Genomic DNA, 18,336 nt, shown 5'->3' with positions numbered 1-18,336 from the left:
GGTGGGGGGGTGGGTTCCAGGTTCGGGGTCTGCTGTTCGCGGCGCAGGTTTTCGCCGTTGCCGATGCCGCGATTATCGAGTGTGGGAGGTCGCGGGTTGGGTTGCGTGGACGGGCCGCGCACAGGCGGCATTGCCGGCACGCTGCCCTGACGGCTGTTGGGATTGGCGCGCATGATCGGGCTGTTGTACGGGTTATTGGTGTCGTTGGCGGCGATCAGCGGCGGCGCCAAGGGAGCGGCCTGGAGTGGCAAGGCCAGCAACAGGCCGAGGCCCAGGATTGGCAGTGTGGGATTCATGCTTCACCTCCGGTACGAAAAGGCGCGCTCGAAGGTTGGATAGCCTACGGCGCGCAGGGTTCGACGCAAAAGGATGAATTTGGGTCCTGATGTTTCAGTATGCGCCCCCTGGGGCTGCCATGCAGCCCAATCGCCGGCAAGCCGGCTCCCACACCGTGCGCACCAGCCTTGAGCCATGCGCCTTCCTGTGGTAGTCGGCGTGCCGGCAATTGCCGCAGCGCGGCCCTGGCGTTACCCGGCTCTATCAACCTTGTGCCGCGCCGCATACAGGCACAGCATCTCCATCGCCAGGGTCGCGCCTGCCAGCGCAGTGATATCGGCATGGTCATAGGCCGGCGCCACCTCCACCAGGTCCATGCCCACCAGGTTGATCCCACGCAACCCGCCGAGTATCTCCAGCGCCTGTACCGTGCTCAGGCCGCCACATACCGGCGTGCCGGTGCCGGGTGCGAAGGCCGGGTCCAGGCAGTCGATATCGAAGGTCAGGTACACGGGCCGGTCGCCTACCCGCTGGCGGATGGCAGCGACGATCGCCTCGGTGCCCTGGCGATGCACCTGGCGAGCGTCGAGAATGGCAAAGCCCTGGCTATCGTCGTTGGTGGTGCGCAGGCCGATCTGCACCGAGCGTGACGGGTCCACCAGCCCTTCCCGCGCCGCGTGCCAGAACATCGTGCCATGGTCGATGCGCTGGCCCTCCTCGTCCGGCCAGGTGTCGCTGTGCGCGTCGAAGTGCACAAGCGCCAGCGGGCCATGCCGACGGGCATGGGCCTTGAGCAGCGGATAGCTGATGAAATGGTCTCCGCCCAAGGTGAGCATGGCGCAGCCGGCCTCGAGAATGTGCTCGGCATGCGCCTCGATGCTCTGCGGCACCGACCGCGGCGTACCGCTATCGAACGCACAGTCGCCATAGTCGATCACCGCCAGGTGGTCGAACGGATCGAACGCCCAGGGCCAGTGCCTGGCCCAGGCCTGTTGCACCGAGGCGGCGCGGATCGCCCGCGGGCCGAAGCGCGCGCCGGGCCGATTGCTGGTCGCGGTGTCGAACGGCACGCCGCTGACCACCACGTCGACACCCCGCAAATCGCGGCTGTAGCGACGCCGGGAGAAACTGGTGATGCCGGCGTAGGTGCTCTCGGCGGCAGTGCCGTAGAGGCTGTCACGGGTGATGGCCTGGTCGTTGTCTTGGGCGCGGTCCACGGTATATCTCCTGTTGTTGTCATTCACTGCCGGCTGCGGAAGGCGGTCCACAGGCGGTTGCGCTGGCGCAGGTCGGCCAGCGCCATGCTGCGGTCGGCGAACAGGCGCTGGCGCACCGCGGCCGGGGGATAGATGTCCGGGTCGTCGCGGATCGCCTCGTCCACCAGCGGCGTGGCGGCCTGGTTGGCGTTGGCGAAGAACAGCGTGTTGGTCAGCGCCGCCACTGAGTCGGGGCGCAGCATGAAGGTGATGAAGGCGCGTGCAGCCTCGGGATGCGGTGCGTCCTTGGGGATTACCAGGTTGTCCTGCCACACCAGTGTGCCCTCACGGGGGATGCGGTAGATCAGCTCGAATGGCTTGCCGGCGCGGCGCGCCTGGTCGGCGGCCATGGCGGCGTCGCCGTTGTAGGTGAGCGCCAGGCACACACTGCCATTGGCCAGGTCATTGATCTGGCGGCCGTTGGCCACGTAGCTGATCGACGGCTGCAGTTGCTGCAACAGCGCCTGGGCTGCGTCCAGATCGGCCTTGTCCTGGCTGTAAGGGTCCTTGCCCAGGTAGTTGAGGGTCACGCCGATCACTTCCTGTGGCGAGTCCGGCATGGCGATGCCGCAGTCCTTCAGGCGGCTGGCGTACTCAGGCTTGAACAGCAGGTCGAGGCTGTCCAGGGGCACATCGCCCAGGCGCTGGCGCACGGCCTCGACATTCACCCCCAGCCCCAGCGTGCCCCAGGTGTAAGGCACGGCATGGCGGTTGCCGGGGTCGGCCTCGGCCAGCTTGGCCAGCAGGTCCGGGTCGAGGTTGGCATAGCCGGGCATCGCCTGCGCCTCCAGCGGCTGCAGGGCGCCGGCCTTGAGGGCTCGGGCCAACACCGTGGCCGACGGCACCACCACGTCGTAGCCGCTGCCACCGGTGAGCAGCTTGGTCTCCAGCACCTCGGTGGTGTCGAAGGTGTCGTAGCGGACCTTGTAGCCGGTCTCCTTCTCGAAACGTTCCAGGGTCTGCGGGGCGACATAGTCGGCCCAGCTGTACAGGTTGACGACCTTCTCCTCGGCCTGCAGCGGCAGGGCGATCAGCAATGAAAGCAGGCACAACGTCGAACGCATGGCGGGCACCTCGGCATAGGGGTGGATGCCGCCAGCATGCCTGCCGGGTTACATTGCAAAAATGGCAACTTTGTGAAGCTGACATTCACCAGGGGCAATGTGATGCTCGGACAATTGCACGACCCGGACCTGCACCTGCTGCGGCTGTTCGTCACTGTAGTCGAGGCCGGCGGCTTCAGCGCCGCCCAGGGTGTGCTGGGGCTCAGCCAGCCCAGCATCAGCCAGCAGATGGCGAAACTGGAGACCCGCCTGGGTTATCGCCTGTGCAGCCGGGGCAAGGGCGGCTTCCGGCTGACCGAGAAAGGCGAGTTGCTGTTGCAGGCCACCCGCGGCCTGCTGCTGCAGATCGAGCAGTTCCGCCAGCAGGCCAATGGCGTGGCCGGGCGCTTGCTGGGCACGCTGCACATCGGCCTGGCCGAGAACCAGGACCGTGACGTCAGCCTGCGCCTGGCCCAGGCCATCGCGCGGTTTCGCCAGCGTGACGAGAGCGTGCGCCTGGAACTGACCAGCGCGCCACCGGCCGAACTCGAACGCTTGCTGCTGGAGCAGCGCCTGGACTGCGCCATCAGCTACTTCTCCGGCAACCAGGCGGCGTTCGACTACCTGCCGCTGTTCGAGGAGCGCCAGAGGCTTTACTGCGGCAAGGGGCACGTCTTGTTCACCCAGGCCCAGATAACCCGCGAGCAGTTGCTCGAGGCGGACCAAGTGAGCCACCCCTATCGTTTTCTCAAACAGGGCGAGCCCTTCCAGAGCCGCCACAGCATGGCGGTGGCAGAGCAGATCGACAGCGCCTTGACGTTCATCCTTTCAGGACGACACATCGGCTTTCTGCCGTGCCACGGCGCCGCGCCCTGGGAAGCCCAAGGCCTGTTGCGGGCGTTGGATACCGCGCTGGATTTCGTGGTGCCGTTCACCCTGGCCAGGCATCGCGGGCAAACACCCGGCGAGGCGCAGCAAGCCTTCATGGAAGACCTGCGCATGACATTCGGCTCGCGCTAGGCCCGGAACGTCGGCAGGCCCCGCTTTCATCACCACCGCGCATTTGCGACACTGCCGACTCGCCCGCGCCACGAGGCCTTGATCACCATGTATGCCCGCGTCTGCCTGATCCTGCTGCTGACCCTTGGCCTGAATGCCTGCGCCCTGTTCCAGGGTCGCGACCCGCTGAACATCAGCGTGATCGGCATCGACCCCCTGCCCGGCCGGGACCTGGAGCTGCGCATGGCCGTGAAGATCCGCGTGCAGAACCCCAACGAAACCCCGGTGGATTTCAACGGCATCGCCCTCAACCTGGAGGTCAACGACCAGCCCCTGGCGGCCGGGGTGAGCGACCAGCGCGGGCATATCGGCCGCTACGACGAAGCGGTGCTGGTGGTGCCGGTGAGCGTCACCGCCTTCGCCTTCCTGCGCCAGGCCTACGGCCTGAGCCGGGTGGACTCGCTGCAGGGCCTGCCCTATGTATTGCGCGGCAAGCTGGCGGGAGGGCCGCTGGGTACCGTGCGCTTTACCGACAAAGGCAAGCTCGACCTGCCAACGACCGCAGGCCCTGCCTGGTAATCAGCTTTACCGGCAGGCTGGCAGATCACTCACCTGCGCCGGATGAACCGACGAAACGTACTCCGGGCCGCGGACGCTCGTCCACGCTGAGCTCGAACACATCCGGCCGCGCATAGTGGCCGACCACGTCGAAGTCGTAGCGCGCACGCACCAGTTCATCGGTATCGACCGCGGCGCAAAGCAGGCCACGCTCGCCCACCAGCGGCCCGGCCAGCACCTCCCCAAGTGGGCCGACAATCACGCTGCCGCCGTTGATCAATGGCCGTTCGGCCGGCCAGTTGGCCACCTCCAGGCCCAGTGCGGCGGGCGAATCCTGCACCTGGCAGGCGCTGATGACAAAGCAGCGCCCCTCGGCGGCGATATGGCGCATGCTCACCTGCCAAAGCTCGCGCTCGTCCACTGTCGGCGCGCACCACAGTTGCACACCCTTGGCGTACATCGCAGTGCGCAGCAGCGGCATGTAGTTCTCCCAGCACACTGCCGCGCCGATGCGCCCGGCACGGCTTTCGATTACCGGCAGTGTGGAGCCGTCGCCCTTGCCCCAGATCAGCCGCTCGGTACCGGTGGGCATCAGCTTGCGGTGCTTGGCCACCAGGCCGGTGTGCGCCTCGAAGAACAGCACCGTGCAATACAGGGTATTGCCGCTGCGCTCGATCACGCCGATCACCAGGCTCGCTCCGGTACGCGCCGACAAGCCGGCCAAGGTGTCGGTCTCGGGCCCCGGTACATCAATGGCATTGGCGAAATAGCGGGCGAAGGCTTCACGCCCCTCGGGCAGGCGATAGCCGAGCTGGGTGCCGAACCCTTCGCCTTTCGGGTAGCCACCGAGCAAGGCCTCGGGCATCACCACCAGGCTGGCGCCGGCATCATGGATGGCCTGCTCGTAGTCGAGGATCTGCGCCAGGGTGGCGGCCTTGCCGCCAGGCAGCGAACCGATCTGCAGGGCGGCGACGATGGACTTGGGCATCGAGGGAACTCCAGTCAGGAAGGTCTGTTGGATGCTCCAGCGCAGGCGTTCGGGGTGTTCGCCTGGCTCAGCGGTTGGCGCTGGCGGCGGCCATCATCTTGTTCACTTCGCTGCGCACCAGTTGGTTGAACTCCGGCGGCGACATGCCGTCGAGTTCGGCACGTACCCATTCCGCCCACTTGCCCTTGCGCCGCGGCTTCTCTGCGATCAGTCGCGCCGCCTCACCCTTGGCCTTGCCCAGGTTGTTCTGCCAGTAGTCGAACAAGCGGGCCTTTTCTGCCTCGATCTGCGCCCGTTCCTGGAAGCTCATGTTGGCCAGATTGAAACTCATCGGGTATTACCTGCCGCTGGAAAATGGGCGCTATCTTACACTGCGTCGACGCGCCACCGGTACGCCACTGCAACTTTCCCGTCACCGTGGCATCCACTGTTCAACGCCCAACCCTTCACGAGGATGTGTACATGGCCAGGAAAACCGCTGCGCAAGGCAACAACGACCAGATCAAGGATCAGGTGTTCAGCGAACTGCAGGCATTGATCGAGGAATCCGAGAAGCTGCTCAGCGACAGCGCGTCGCTGGTCGGCGAGGAAGCCGAAGGCATGCGCGCGCAGTTGGGGCTCAAGTTGCGCCAGGCGCGCGATGCCACCAGCCGCCTGGGCCAGAAGGCGCAGCCGGTGGTCGAGGCGACACAGGAGTATATCGGAGGCCACCCCTGGCAGACCGTGGCGATTTCCGCAGGCTTCGGCCTGGTGGTCGGGTTGCTGCTCGGTCGCCGGCAATAACTCAGGCGGCTTGCGCCTGGGGAATGCCGCTGTGGAAGCGCAGTTCCTGGTCGGGCGAGGTGATCAGCCCGACCTCCGCTTCGCGCACCTGCTCCACAACCCTGGCAATGTCCGCTTCGTCGCCATACTGGTGAGCCAGCTTCAGATAACCTTGATAGTGTCGCGCCTCGCTCTTGAGCAGGCCGTGATAGAAGGTGCCCAGCTCCTCGTCCAGATGCGGCACCAGGGCGGCGAAGCGTTCGCAGCTGCGCGCCTCGATGAAAGCCCCCACTACCAGGGTGTCCACCAGCTTCACCGGTTCATGCGCCCGCACCAGCCGCCGCAGCCCAGAGGCATAGCGCCCTGCCGACACCGGCCGTAGCGGCACGCCGCGGCGCTTCATCAGACGCAGCACTTGCTCGTGGTGCACCAGTTCCTCGCGGGCCAGGCGCGACATCATGTTGATCAGGTCGAGATGGCTGTTGTACTTGGCGATCAGGCTCAGCGCCGTGCTGGCGGCCTTGAACTCGCAATTCTTGTGATCGATCAGCAGGGTTTCCTGGTCGGCCAGTGCCGCCTCGATCCAGGCGTCAGGGGTGCGGCAACCCAGGAAGGCATCGATTTCAGGAATCAGGGACATGGTACTCACAATCACACGGGACATCGGCGGGACCGGCGATTATACCGGCGGCGGTGGCGAGCGCCAGTGACTATGCTTGATGCAGATCAACCGGCAACAGCCGCCGCGCCGTCTATAGTCAAGCATTGGTCGCCATCCGCGAAAGGAGTTCACGTCCATGCAAGCCGTGCGCAGCATCCTCGTCGTCCTCGACCCCGAGCACGCCCATAGCCGGGCCCTGACCCGGGCCAAACTGATTGCCGGGGTGACCGGTGCGCGCCTGCACCTGCTGATGTGCGACAAGAAGCAGGACCACAGCGCGCTGTTGAGCCTGCTAAGCAGCCAGTTGCATGATGATGGCTACGACAATGTCACCCATGAACAGAAGTGGAAGGACAGCCTGCACCAGTCGATCATCCATGTGCAGCAAGCGGAAGGCTGTGAACTGGTGATCAAGGAGCACCGCCCGGAAAACCCCTTGCGCAAGGCATTGCTGACCCCCAGTGACTGGAAGCTGCTGCGCGCGTGCCCCTGCGCGATGCTGATGGTCAAGAGCGAACGCCCCTGGACCGGCGGCGTGATCCTGGCGGCGGTGGATGTGGGCAACCAGGACGAGGCCCATCGTCTGTTGCACGCCAGCATCATTGATCACGGCTATGACATCGCCAGCCTGGCCAAAGGCCAACTGCACGTGATCAGCGCCCATCCATCGCCGATGCTGTCGGCTTCCGACCCGGTCTATCAGCTCACGGAGACCATCGAGAAACGCTATCGCGAGGCGTGCACGGCGTTCCAGGCGGAATTCGATATTACCGATGACAGGCTGCATATCGCCGAAGGACCGGCCGACGTACTGATTCCCTATACCGAGAAGAAACTTGACGCTGTGGTGACCATCCTCGGCACCGTGGCCCGCACCGGCATCTCCGGGGCGCTGATCGGCAACACGGCGGAAGTGGTCCTGGATGCGCTGGAAGGCGATGTGCTGGTGCTCAAGAGCGAAGAGGCCACGGCACATTTGGCTGAACTGGCGCGTGGCTGAGCTGGCACGTGGCTGAACCAGCGCCCCAAACAGGTGCAATGGCTCTAGAATAGGCCGCCTCTCCAGCCACAGAAGCAGCACCATGGACATCGATCAGGCCCGTACCTTCCTGGAAATCGTCCGCTGCGGCAGCCTGGTCGCCGCGGCTGAACGGCTGTTCGTCTCGCAGACGGCGATCAGCGCCCGCGTGCAGCGCCTGGAGCAGCAACTGGGCTGCCAGCTGTTCGTGCGCAGCCGCAACGGCGCCAGCCTGACCGCTGACGGCGAGGCTTTCGTCAGCTATGCCAACCAGCTGGTGCAGACCTGGGAGGCGGCGCGCCGTGACCTGCCGCTGCCCCAGGGCTGCCAGCTGGTGCTGCATGTGGGCGCCGAAGTGAGCCTGGGCAATCCGATGCTGCTCGACTGGGTCAGCGCCTTGCACCAGGGCCTGCCCAGCCATGCCATCCGCAGCGAGGTCAGCGATGGCGAAGCACTGCTGCGCAAGGTGGAGATGGGCTTGCTCGACGCCGCGCTGGTCTACCAACCGACCTATGGTCCTGGCCTGCAAGTCGAGCAATTGATGGAAGAGAAGCTGATCCGTGTGCGCCGGGTCGATGCGCCCGATCCGTACATCTACATCGACTGGGGCGAAGCTTTCCGCCGCCAGCACGACGCCGCCCTGCCCGAGCTGTCGCGCCCGGCCCTGAGCTTCAACCTCGGGCCCCTGGCCCTGCAGTTCATTCTCGAGCACGGCGGCAGCGGCTATTTCCGCACCCGGGTGGTCCAGGCCTACCTGCAAAGCGGGGTGTTCGAGCGCGTGCCCCAGGCGCCGGAGTTCACCTACCCGACCTTCCTGGTGCATGCCCGCGAGCGCGACAGCGAGGCGTTGCAGCAGGCCTTCAGCGTGTTGCGCCGGCTGGTGGCCGCTGGCGAAAGCGACTGGTCACAGCGCTGGGACCCGGTGATCTGAGCCCTGCGCCGCGGCAGTGAGCAGGTGCCGCTTGAGGCCGGCGATCAGGTCGGTCTGGGTGATCACCCCCACCAGCTTTTCATCGTCGAGCACCGGCAGGCAGTGCAGCCCCTGCTCACTGAGTAACGGTAACAGGCGCTCCAGCGGATGCTGGCTGCCGACGCTGACCACCCGACGGCTCATCACCTGTTCCAAGCGCACCACCTTGCGCCGGAACAGGCCACGCCAGCTGAAACGCCCACGCGCCATGGCCGGGCCGACCAGGTCGCTGAGGCTGACGATCCCCACCAAGCGCCCCTCTTCCAGTACCGGCAGGGTCTTGAGGTGATGGCCGGACAGCAGCCTCCAGGCCTGTTCGAGGGTGGTGCGCGGCGTTGCCCACTGCACGTCGCGGGACATCACCGAACTGGCGGTGATGCCGCCCAGGCTACGGTGCAGGGCGTGTTGCTCGGTGGCCAGGATGATCCGCTCCAGCTCGTCACGGGTGACATCGACGAACTCGCCGATCTCCTCCAGGGCCTGGTCCAGGTCTGCGGCGCAGATGCCGACCCGCTCGCCCGGCAGCGCGTCGTGGGTGTGGTGCAGGTCGCGGCGCGGAGCCGCGCCCTTGGGGTAGCGCACGCCGGTCAGGCGGTTGTAGAGCACGGCCACGCCGACCAGGATCAGCGCATTGAGCAATACCGGCTCGAGCAGGTGGTCACCCATGGCCACCAACCCCGGGTCGGCCAGCACGGCGCTGGCCGCCACGCCGCCACCGGGCGGGTGCAGGCAGCGCAGCAGGCACATCGCCAGGATGGCGATGCCCAACGCCGCGGCCGCGACCCACAACCCATCGCCGTATGCGTGACGCATGGCCAGGCCCACGGCAGCCGCCAACGCATAACTGCCCAGTACGGGCCAGGGCTGGGCCAACGGGCCCGAGTGCACGGCGAACACCAGCACCGCCGAGGCTGCCAGCGGCCCCAGCAAATGCAGGGCGATCGATGGCCCATAGGCCAGGCTGCACAGGTAACCCGCAAGAAACAGTCCAAGCAGCGCGCCTAGGCCTGCTCGCAACCATTCTCGGGGAGGGATGTTCAGGGGCGCCGGCAGCAGGCGCTGCAGGCGGGATTCGGGACGCGAGACAGACATCGAGGTGATTTTGATCGTGTTCTTCTGATTGTAAAAAGAAAGCCCAGCGCGACCGGCCTGGGCCCTGTGTTGCGCAATGCAGTGGCGCAAGGGGCTCCTTCCTTGGAGAGATGGAAACCGCAAGGTTTCGTGGCCGGCATTGTGCCGGGCGCGGGTGGCGCTGGGCCAATTCAAAAAACTGCGGCTGTACTGCAATTTTTTTGCAGGCTTGATCCGGTCCCTCGGCAGGAACGGATTGATTCAGCGGACCTTGCGGGGCAGCTCGATACTCACTCGCAACCCGCCCAGTGGGCTTTCCAGCAGCGCAATGCGCCCACCCCAGGCCTCGACGATGTCGCGCACGATGCCCAGCCCCAGGCCATGGCCATCGACCTGCTCGTCCAACCGCGAGCCGCGCTCGAGCACTTGCAGGCGTTGCGCCTCAGGGATGCCCGGGCCATCGTCATCGACCATCAACTGGTAGCCCTCGGTGGTGGGCGCGATGCCCAGGCGCACCTCGCTGTCGGCCCATTTGCAGGCGTTGTCCAGCAGGTTGCCGAGCAGCTCCAGTAAATCCTCGCGGTCCCAGGGCAGCAACAGGCCGGGCGGCGCGTCGCGTTCGAGCAGCAAGCCTTCACCATGGATCATCCCCAGCGTCGCCAGCAGCCCGGGCAGTTCAGCGTCGCAATCGAACTGCGCGCCAGGCAAGGCATCGCCGGCCAGGCGCGCGCGGTTGAGTTCGCGGGCGAGGCGTTGCTGGATCTGCTCCAGTTGCTCGCGCATCTGCGCGCGCACCTCGGGCAGCGCCTGCAGGCGTTCGCTGGCAGCCAGGCTGATCAGCACCGCCAGCGGCGTTTTCAAGGCATGACCGAGGTTGCCCAAGGCATTGCGCGAACGACGCAGGCTGTCTTCGGTATGAGTCAGCAGGTGGTTGATCTGGTCCACCAGCGGTTGCAGTTCGCTGGGCACTTCGGCGTCCAGTTGCGAGCGCTGGCCCTGCTGCAACTGGGCGATCTGCTGGCGCGCCCGCTCCAGCGGGCCCAACGAGCGGGTCACGGTGAGGCGTTGCAGCACCAGTACCACTATCAACGCTACCAGCCCCAGGCCGAGGCCGATCTGTTGCATGCGTCGAAAGCCCTCACGCACCGGTGAGTAGTCCTGGGCCACGCTGATTGAGATGTCCTGGCCGAGCCGCCGGTAGTCCCCGCGATAGGCCAGCAGTTGCTGGCCGTCGGGACCGAGTTCGTGGCCATCGTCCAGGCCGGGCTTGCCAGGCTTGGGCATGTCCATGTCCCATAACGATCGGGAGCGCCAGGTACCCTGGTCGAAATCAATGCGGAAGTAGTAGCCCGAGAACGGCTGCTGGTAGGCTGCCGACAGCCGTCGCTCGTCCAACTGCAGGCCGGACGGGCCACGCACCAGCGCCACCAGCAGGTTTTCGCTTTCCTTGCGCAGGCCAGCTTCCAGGTAACGCTGCAGGCCCGCCTCGAACAGCCACAGGGTCAACTGCGCCAGGGCCAGCCCAACCACTACCAGTACCGCCACCAGGCCCAGGCTCAGGCGCGCCTGGATCGACTTCACGCGGCGCTCCCGGCATACACGTAGCCCTGGCCGCGGCGGGTCTCGATCACGCTGCGCCCCAGTTTGCGCCGCAGGTGGTTGACGTGCACTTCCAGCACATTGGAATCACGCTCGGTTTCCCCGTCGTAAAGGTGCTCGGCCAGGTGGCTCTTGGACAGCACCTGCCCCGGATGCAGCATGAAATAGCGCAACAGACGGAACTCGGCGGCGGTGAGCTGGACATCGACACCCTCACGGCTCACGCACTGGCGCGACTCGTCCAGATGCAGGCCGGCCGCTTCCAGTTTCGGCTGGTTGGCCAGCCCCTTGGCCCGGCGCAACAGGGCCTGGATGCGCAGTTGCAGCTCCTCGGGGTGGAAGGGCTTGCTCAGGTAGTCGTCGGCCCCGGCCTTGAGTCCCTCGATACGCTCGGCCCAGGAGCCACGGGCGGTGAGGATCAGCACCGGGGTGGCCAGGCCGCTCGCGCGCCATTGCCCCAGCACTTCGAGCCCCGGCAGCCCAGGCAGGCCCAGATCGAGGATGATCAGGTCGTAGGGTTCGCTCTGGCCCTGGTACACCGCATCGCGGCCATCGGCCAGCCAGTCCACGGCATAACCCTGGCGCTGCAGGGTGGCGGTCAGTTCATCGGCCAGGGGGACATTGTCCTCGACAAGCAGCAGGCGCATTCAGTCGTCTTCCTCGTCTTTGAGCAGCGCGCCGGTGCGGGCGTCGAGCTTGATCTCGCGCACCACGCCTGCCGGGGTCAGCAGTTCGACCTCGTACTCGTAGCGCTCGTGCTTCTCTTCCAGCTCCGCCTCCAGCAGCCGTGCCCCGGGGTAACGTCCCAGGGCGGCTTCGAGCAATTGCTCCAGTGGCAGGATGATGCCCTTTTGCCGAAGCTCCAGGGCTTCATCCTGGTCCAGGTCGCGCGCGGCGGCCAGCGAACAGACGGTCAACAGCGCAAAGGCAAGATAGCGCGCCGTTCGCGGTAGATCGCTCATCAGTTGTCCCGAGCGTCCCGCAGCACTTCACCAGTCTTGGCATCAACGTCCACGTCCCATTCGGCGTTCTGCGCATCACGCAGCTCGACCTTGAGCACATAACGGCCATAGGTGTTTTCCAGCTCGGAATCCTTGATGGTGGAGCCGGGGTGCTTGGCCTTGGCGATGTCTGCGATTTTTTGCAACGACTGAACGGTACCTGCCTTTTCCAGGCCGCTGATCTCGTGAGCCGGCACATCGGCCAAGGCAACGCTCGCGCCAAGCATCAGGGCGGCGGTAGTAACAAGGGCAGTCAAAGTTTTCATGAGGTTCTCTCCTGCGAGATGTGCAATTTGTCTACGGGGTTAAGATTAACCACCGGTCCTTAACTCAACCTGAAAACAGCTGGCCGCATGATAGCGCAGCTTGCGACCTTGTCGCGGCCACGTGGGGCGGTGATGGCATCGCCGCCTCGCGATAAAGCCCTATACTGTCCGCCTGCCCTGCCCGAGACCCCGCCATGAGCGCCATCCACATCAAGTACCCCGCCCTGACCTTCAAGGCCGGCCAGCGCGCCTTGCGGCAGATCCGCGAGCGCGGCCTGCTGGCCGCCGATGTCGGCGTGCTGCCGGGCGCCGCCGGTGGCCCCAAGCCCTTGGGAATCCAGGGCCTGGACCTGGCGCTGTTCGGTGAATGGCTGCCGACGGCACCACGGCAACGGGCATTGATCGGCGCCTCGATCGGCTCCTGGCGTTTCGCCAGTGCCTGCCTCGACGACCCGGTGGCCGGCATCCGCCGCCTGGGCGAGCTGTATACCGAGCAGGATTTCGCCAAGGGCGTGACCCCCAGGGAAATCAGCCAGAGCTGCCAACGCATGCTCGACGACCTGCTGCAGGGCCGCGATGGGCAGATCCTCGCCAACCCGCACTATCGCCTGAACATCCTGGTGGTGAAGAGCCACGGCCAACTCGCCCACGACCACCGCGCACGCCTGGGGGTGGGGCTGGGCTCGGTGATCGCCAGCAACCTGCTGGGCCGCTCGCACCTGGCGCGGCACTTCGAGCGGGTTATCCTGCACGATGAACGTGCCGCGCCGCCGCTGGAGGCGCTCACCGACTTCCCTTCGCGCAGCCTACCGCTGGACCTGGCCAACCTGCGCCACGCCCTGCTCGCCTCGGGCTCGATCCCGATGGTCATGGAGGGTGTGCGCGACATCCCCGGCGCGGGTGCCGGCACCTACCGCGACGGCGGTTTGCTCGACTACCACCTGGACCTGCCCTACCGGGGCGACGACCTGGTGCTCTACCCGCACTTCACCGACAAGGTGGTGCCCGGCTGGTTCGACAAGGCCCTGCCCTGGCGCAAGGGCAACGCCACACGCCTGCAGAATGTGTTGCTGATGACCCCGTCGCCGCAGTACCTCGCCGCCCTGCCCTACGGCAAGCTGCCGGATCGCAACGACTTCAAGCGTTTCATGGGCGATGCGCCGAGCCGCAAGCGCTACTGGTACAAGGCCATCGCCGAAAGCCGGCGCCTGGGCGACGAACTGCTGGAGCTGATCGCCACCGGGCGGTTGCAGGATCAGTTGCAAGCCTTGTAGCGGGCATGCTGGTAGACTGCGCGCATCGTTGATTCACACAGAGTTATGCCAGCGTGGAAATTTTCAAAGAGTTCACATTCGAATCGGCCCACCGCCTGCCCAACGTCCCTGCCGGCCACAAGTGCGGCCGCCTACATGGCCATTCGTTCAAGGTCGCCCTGCACCTGACCGGCCCGCTCGATCCGCACACCGGCTGGATCCGCGACTTCTCCGAGATCAAGGCGATCTTCAAGCCGATCTACGAGCAGCTGGACCACAACTACCTTAACGATATTCCCGGCCTGGAAAACCCCACCAGCGAAGTGATCGCCAAGTGGATCTGGGATCAGGTCAAGCCGCTGCTGCCGGAACTGTCGAAGGTGCGCATTCACGAGACCTGCACCAGCGGGTGCGAGTACACCGGGGACTGAACAGCCGCTCAGGTTTTCGGCCTAGGGTGTGGCGGCACGGGCACTTCGTGCACCTCCAGGCTTACCATTCCCCTGACCCCTTTCCAATCATCGAGGTACGACCGGGTCAAATCGCTGATGCGCCGCACGGCCTTGCCTTTTGGGCTGTACCACTGCAGATTGCAGCGCCGTGCGCCAGACGCCAAGCTTGCAGGATCGAGGCCTTCCAGCTGCCAAAGCGGCGCCGTAGGCTCATACCACCGGTAGGGCTCGGTCGGCACGTCGTACATGCCCAGGTAGCCATCGATGTTGGTATCCAGCACCCGCTCCAGCCTTGGCCAGAGCTCCAACGTGGCTCCCGAGTAAGCCGGCCGGATGTCGTAGGCGTACTGCTCGCCGAGCGCGTACACGCCGAACCAGAACGTATTGCACAATATTTTATCGGACTGGCGCGGCGGCTCGGGCTCGCATCGTACCCACCCATCATCACGGTCGCCGCTGTCGAACGTGACCCAGACAGGCATTGCCTCGGAGGCCGCCGGCGGCCAGTGGCGACAATCCAGGCGCTTGTCCTCATGCTGCCACCAGCAGCGTGCGTTGAAACACAACATGGGTTGGAACTGGTAGTAACTCAAGATGACTCTCCCGACCGTGAGTAGAGAGTCATCCTCGCCAGACCTGCCCACGCAAGGCAGAGGGAAACAGGTTACTCACCGATCTGCTGCAGAAACGCCGGCGCGATGTAGCGCTGGTAATGCGCCTCGGAGAGCAAAAAGAATTCCCGGTCGATGGCGTCGCGCAGCTGGGGCAGCTCCCAGTCGCGGAACTCCGGCAGCAAGGCCATCCCGTAGGCCTCCAGGTCGCGAATCATCCGCGCCCCGCGGGCGATCAGCTGGTAGGCCCAGCAATATTCCGACTGCTGTGCCACATAGCGGATCGAACGCTGTTCGAGCTGCTCGCGCAAGCGCGCTTTGTCGAACACTTCCAGCTTGGCCATCATCACCTGCACCAGCAGTTGCTCCAGGCGCAGCCACACGGCGCGCTTCTGCTCGTCGTCGTAGCCATTCCAGTGGATCACTTCGTGGTGGAAGCGCTTGCAGCCGCGGCAAACCAGGTCTCCGTAGACGGTAGAGCAGAGGCCGACGCAAGGCGTCTTGATGGATTGGTTGGACATGAAAAAACAACGGCTTGGCGGTGGAACACGGCCCCATGTTAGCCCTTTGTCTAACCAGGGTCACCCGTTAAAGTCTTCTTCGCCGCCTTACTTTCGGCTAATTTTTGCCGTAGAATCACTCCGCCTTTTCAAGGCAACCATGTCCGTTGGAAGCTGTTTTCAAAGCGTCACGAGCACAGTTCATCCGGTAGAACGGCGTTGGCCCTGTCCATGCGAGCGCATGGCCACGGCCAACCCCTCATCAGCCTTCCGTTCTACAGGCGTAAAACTTTGAAAACAGCTTCTGTAAGGATTCTCTGCGACCCTGGCTTGCCGGCTCAAAAAGCCGTCTTAAGCGCATGGGTGCAGGAGAATGCTGGATGAGCGTCCCGGACTCCCTTTAGGGACCACTGATGAGGGTAATAACTGTGCTTGAAGCCTACCGCAAACATATCGAAGAGCGTGCCGCTCTGGGTATCGTGCCCCAGCCGCTGAACGCCGAACAAACTGCAGGCCTGGTCGAGCTGCTGAAAAACCCGCCGGCCGGCGAAGAAGCCTTCCTCGTAGACCTGATCACCAACCGCGTTCCGCCAGGAGTGGACGAAGCCGCCTACGTCAAGGCCGCTTTCCTCTCCGCTGTCGCCAAGGGTGAAGCCAAGTCGCCGCTGATCGACCGCAAGCACGCCACCGAGCTGCTGGGTACCATGCAGGGTGGCTACAACATCGAAACGCTGGTCGCGCTGCTGGACGACGCCGAACTGGGCGCCGTCGCGGCCGAACAGCTCAAGCACACCCTGCTGATGTTCGATGCCTTCCACGACGTGGCCGAAAAAGCCAAGGCTGGCAATGCCCACGCCAAGGCCGTGCTGGAATCCTGGGCTGCCGGCGAGTGGTTCACCTCGCGCCCGGCGATCGCCGACAAGTACACCCTGACCGTGTTCAAGGTGCCTGGCGAAACCAACACCGACGACCTGTCCCCTGCCCCGGACGCCTGGTCGCGCCCAGACATCCCGCTGCATGCCCTGGCCATGCTGAAAATGGCCCGCGACGGCATCGAGCCTTCGCAGCCTGGTTCGGTCGGCCCGCTGGCGCAGATCGAAGCGGTCAAGGCCAAGGGCTTCCCGGTCGCCTACGTCGGTGACGTGGTCGGTACCGGTTCCTCGCGTAAATCCGCCACCAACTCGGTGCTTTGGTTCTTCGGCGACGACATCCCGTATGTACCGAACAAGCGCGCCGGTGGTTTCTGCTTCGGCACCAAGATTGCCCCGATCTTCTACAACACCATGGAAGACGCCGGCGCCCTGCCGATCGAATTCGACTGCACCAACCTGGGCATGGGCGACGTCATCGACGTTTACCCTTACAAAGGTGAAGTACGCCGTCACGGCAGCGACGAACTGGTCACCAGCTTCGAGCTGAAGACCGAAGTGCTGCTGGACGAAGTCCGCGCTGGCGGTCGCATCCCGCTGATCGTCGGCCGTGGCCTGACCGAGAAAGCCCGTGCTGAGCTGGGCCTGGCCCCATCGGACCTGTTCAAGAAGCCAGAGCAACCTGCCGCTTCGACCAAGGGCTTCACCCTGGCGCAGAAGATGGTCGGTCGCGCCTGCGGTCTGCCGGAAGGCCAGGGCGTGCGCCCAGGTGCCTACTGCGAGCCGAAGATGACCACCGTCGGTTCCCAGGACACCACTGGCCCGATGACCCGCGACGAGCTGAAAGACCTGGCGTGCCTGGGCTTCTCCGCCGACCTGGTAATGCAGTCGTTCTGCCACACCGCGGCCTATCCGAAGCCGATCGACGTCACCACCCACCACACCCTGCCAGACTTCATCCGCACCCGTGGCGGCGTGTCGCTGCGCCCGGGCGACGGCATCATCCACAGCTGGCTGAACCGCATGCTGATGCCTGACACCGTCGGCACCGGTGGCGACTCGCACACCCGCTTCCCGATCGGCATCTCGTTCCCGGCAGGCTCGGGCCTCGTGGCCTTCGCCGCTGCCACCGGCGTCATGCCGCTGGACATGCCGGAGTCGATCCTGGTGCGCTTCAAGGGCAAGCTGCAGCCTGGCATCACCCTGCGTGACCTGGTCCATGCCATCCCTTACTACGCTATCCAGAAAGGCCTGCTGACCGTCGAGAAGAAAGGCAAGAAGAACGCCTTCTCCGGCCGCATCCTGGAGATCGAAGGCCTCAACGACCTGACCGTCGAGCAAGCCTTCGAGCTGTCCGACGCCTCGGCCGAACGCTCCGCCGCCGGTTGCACCATCAAGCTGCCGGAGAAGGCCATCGCCGAATACCTGCAGTCCAACATCACCCTGCTGCGCTGGATGATCGGCGAAGGCTACGGCGATGCCCGCACCCTGGAGCGCCGCGCCCAGGCCATGGAAGCCTGGCTGGCCAAGCCTGAGCTGCTGTCGGCCGACGCCGATGCCGAATACGCCGAAATCATCGAAATCGACCTGGCCGACGTCAAGGAGCCTGTGCTCTGCGCGCCGAACGACCCGGACGACGCCCGCCTGCTGTCCTCGGTACAGGGCGAGAAGATCGACGAAGTGTTCATCGGTTCGTGCATGACCAACATTGGTCACTTCCGCGCCGCCGGCAAGCTGCTGGACAAGGTCAAGGGCGGTATCCCGACCCGTCTGTGGCTGGCCCCGCCAACCAAGATGGACGCTCACCAGCTGACCGAAGAAGGCTACTACGGCATCTACGGCAAGGCCGGCGCGCGCATGGAAATGCCAGGCTGCTCGCTGTGCATGGGTAACCAGGCACGTGTACAGACCGGTTCGACCGTGGTCTCCACCTCGACCCGTAACTTCCCGAACCGTCTGGGCGACGCCACCAACGTGTACCTGGCCTCGGCCGAGCTGGCTGCTGTCGCTTCGATCATCGGCAAGCTGCCGACCGTTGAAGAGTACATGCAGTACGCCAAGGACATCGACAGCATGGCTGCCGACGTCTACCGCTACCTGAGCTTCGACCAGATCGCCGAGTTCCGCGAAGCCGCGGCCAACGCCAAGATCCCGGTGGTTCAGGCGTAAGCAGCTGCAAGTGG

General features: G+C 65.1%; 21 protein-coding genes. 8 read left to right on the top strand and 13 right to left on the bottom strand.

Translation table 11 applies throughout. From position 1 onward, the window contains the following. The 3 genes from AC3WL2_RS17235 to AC3WL2_RS17225 form a co-directional block, all read right to left on the bottom strand. Positions 1–296, bottom strand: a 296-nt coding sequence (locus tag AC3WL2_RS17235; protein WP_102683283.1) for a hypothetical protein, incomplete at its 3' end; no start/stop codon positions are given. Positions 297–527: 231 nt separating this feature from the next. Further along, a complete protein-coding gene (speB, locus tag AC3WL2_RS17230; RefSeq protein WP_102683282.1) occupies positions 528–1,493 on the bottom strand; it encodes an agmatinase in 966 nt (321 codons plus the stop codon). Positions 1,494–1,516: 23 nt separating this feature from the next. Continuing rightward, positions 1,517–2,596: an extracellular solute-binding protein gene (locus AC3WL2_RS17225; protein ID WP_102683281.1), complete on the bottom strand. Its 1,080-nt coding sequence runs from the start codon at positions 2,594–2,596 to the stop codon at positions 1,517–1,519. A gap of 102 nt (positions 2,597–2,698) precedes the next feature. Between AC3WL2_RS17225 and AC3WL2_RS17220 the strand changes: the two genes are divergently transcribed. Then, positions 2,699–3,595, top strand: coding sequence for a LysR family transcriptional regulator (locus AC3WL2_RS17220; protein WP_102683287.1), 897 nt, complete (start codon positions 2,699–2,701; stop codon positions 3,593–3,595). An 87-nt stretch (positions 3,596–3,682) separates the two neighbouring features. After that, positions 3,683–4,153: an LEA/WHy family protein gene (locus tag AC3WL2_RS17215; RefSeq protein WP_102683280.1), complete on the top strand. Its 471-nt coding sequence runs from the start codon at positions 3,683–3,685 to the stop codon at positions 4,151–4,153. A gap of 25 nt (positions 4,154–4,178) precedes the next feature. Here AC3WL2_RS17215 and AC3WL2_RS17210 read toward each other — a convergent pair whose 3' ends face one another. Together AC3WL2_RS17210 and AC3WL2_RS17205 are read right to left on the bottom strand one after the other, a co-directional pair. Next, positions 4,179–5,120 (bottom strand): carbon-nitrogen hydrolase family protein, encoded by a 942-nt coding sequence (locus AC3WL2_RS17210; RefSeq protein ID WP_102683279.1) that lies wholly within the window; start codon positions 5,118–5,120, stop codon positions 4,179–4,181. A gap of 67 nt (positions 5,121–5,187) precedes the next feature. Next, the gene (locus AC3WL2_RS17205) at positions 5,188–5,451 is read right to left on the bottom strand and encodes a hypothetical protein (protein WP_023630897.1); all 264 of its coding nucleotides are present in this window, start codon (positions 5,449–5,451) and stop codon (positions 5,188–5,190) included. Positions 5,452–5,582: 131 nt separating this feature from the next. Here AC3WL2_RS17205 and AC3WL2_RS17200 point away from each other — a divergent pair, with 131 nt between their 5' ends. After that, positions 5,583–5,903 carry an ElaB/YgaM/YqjD family protein gene (locus AC3WL2_RS17200; protein WP_031315252.1) on the top strand — a complete coding sequence of 107 codons (321 nt, stop codon included), beginning with the start codon at positions 5,583–5,585 and terminating at the stop codon, positions 5,901–5,903. Position 5,904: 1 nt separating this feature from the next. Here AC3WL2_RS17200 and AC3WL2_RS17195 read toward each other — a convergent pair whose 3' ends face one another. After that, positions 5,905–6,522 (bottom strand): MiaE family protein, encoded by a 618-nt coding sequence (locus AC3WL2_RS17195; RefSeq protein WP_102683278.1) that lies wholly within the window; start codon positions 6,520–6,522, stop codon positions 5,905–5,907. A 157-nt stretch (positions 6,523–6,679) separates the two neighbouring features. Between AC3WL2_RS17195 and AC3WL2_RS17190 the strand changes: the two genes are divergently transcribed. Both AC3WL2_RS17190 and AC3WL2_RS17185 read left to right on the top strand, forming a co-directional pair. After that, entirely contained in the window at positions 6,680–7,543 is an 864-nt protein-coding gene (locus AC3WL2_RS17190; protein ID WP_102683277.1) for a universal stress protein, read from the top strand. 82 nt (positions 7,544–7,625) lie between these two features. Next, positions 7,626–8,492 carry a LysR family transcriptional regulator gene (locus tag AC3WL2_RS17185; RefSeq protein WP_102683276.1) on the top strand — a complete coding sequence of 289 codons (867 nt, stop codon included), beginning with the start codon at positions 7,626–7,628 and terminating at the stop codon, positions 8,490–8,492. On the opposite strand, the gene AC3WL2_RS17180 is transcribed toward AC3WL2_RS17185, so the two are convergent. From AC3WL2_RS17180 to AC3WL2_RS17160, 5 genes are all read right to left on the bottom strand, one after another. Further along, positions 8,466–9,623: an HPP family protein gene (locus AC3WL2_RS17180; RefSeq protein ID WP_102683286.1), complete on the bottom strand. Its 1,158-nt coding sequence runs from the start codon at positions 9,621–9,623 to the stop codon at positions 8,466–8,468. The two genes, AC3WL2_RS17185 and AC3WL2_RS17180, sit on opposite strands and share 27 nt — an antisense overlap. Positions 9,624–9,863: 240 nt before the next feature. Further along, on the bottom strand, positions 9,864–11,183 hold the full coding sequence (locus AC3WL2_RS17175; protein ID WP_102690695.1) for a sensor histidine kinase: 1,320 nt from the start codon (positions 11,181–11,183) through the stop codon (positions 9,864–9,866). Then, entirely contained in the window at positions 11,180–11,848 is a 669-nt protein-coding gene (locus tag AC3WL2_RS17170) for a response regulator transcription factor (protein WP_102683274.1), read from the bottom strand. Before AC3WL2_RS17170 ends, AC3WL2_RS17175 begins: the two co-directional genes overlap by 4 nt. Next, a complete protein-coding gene (locus tag AC3WL2_RS17165) occupies positions 11,849–12,163 on the bottom strand; it encodes a PepSY domain-containing protein (RefSeq protein WP_102683273.1) in 315 nt (104 codons plus the stop codon). Continuing rightward, on the bottom strand, positions 12,163–12,468 hold the full coding sequence (locus tag AC3WL2_RS17160) for a PepSY domain-containing protein (protein WP_102683272.1): 306 nt from the start codon (positions 12,466–12,468) through the stop codon (positions 12,163–12,165). Before AC3WL2_RS17160 ends, AC3WL2_RS17165 begins: the two co-directional genes overlap by 1 nt. Positions 12,469–12,662: 194 nt before the next feature. Here AC3WL2_RS17160 and AC3WL2_RS17155 point away from each other — a divergent pair, with 194 nt between their 5' ends. Continuing rightward, positions 12,663–13,742 carry a patatin-like phospholipase domain-containing protein gene (locus tag AC3WL2_RS17155; RefSeq protein ID WP_102683271.1) on the top strand — a complete coding sequence of 360 codons (1,080 nt, stop codon included), beginning with the start codon at positions 12,663–12,665 and terminating at the stop codon, positions 13,740–13,742. 53 nt (positions 13,743–13,795) lie between these two features. Continuing rightward, complete coding sequence (gene queD, locus AC3WL2_RS17150; RefSeq protein ID WP_023630589.1) at positions 13,796–14,152, top strand: 6-carboxytetrahydropterin synthase QueD; 357 nt, start codon at positions 13,796–13,798, stop codon at positions 14,150–14,152. An 8-nt stretch (positions 14,153–14,160) separates the two neighbouring features. Here queD and AC3WL2_RS17145 read toward each other — a convergent pair whose 3' ends face one another. Both AC3WL2_RS17145 and AC3WL2_RS17140 read right to left on the bottom strand, forming a co-directional pair. Beyond that, positions 14,161–14,766, bottom strand: coding sequence for a hypothetical protein (locus tag AC3WL2_RS17145; RefSeq protein ID WP_102683270.1), 606 nt, complete (start codon positions 14,764–14,766; stop codon positions 14,161–14,163). A 71-nt stretch (positions 14,767–14,837) separates the two neighbouring features. Further along, positions 14,838–15,305: a DUF1289 domain-containing protein gene (locus tag AC3WL2_RS17140; RefSeq protein ID WP_023630591.1), complete on the bottom strand. Its 468-nt coding sequence runs from the start codon at positions 15,303–15,305 to the stop codon at positions 14,838–14,840. A 407-nt stretch (positions 15,306–15,712) separates the two neighbouring features. Here AC3WL2_RS17140 and acnB point away from each other — a divergent pair, with 407 nt between their 5' ends. Beyond that, positions 15,713–18,322 carry a bifunctional aconitate hydratase 2/2-methylisocitrate dehydratase gene (gene acnB / locus AC3WL2_RS17135; RefSeq protein ID WP_102683269.1) on the top strand — a complete coding sequence of 870 codons (2,610 nt, stop codon included), beginning with the start codon at positions 15,713–15,715 and terminating at the stop codon, positions 18,320–18,322. The last annotated feature ends 14 nt before the right edge of the window (positions 18,323–18,336 follow it).

This window comes from Pseudomonas sp. FW305-96 (assembly GCF_058783825.1).
Note: the sequence above shows the minus strand (reverse complement) of the source record. Positions and strands in the feature narration are given on the sequence as shown.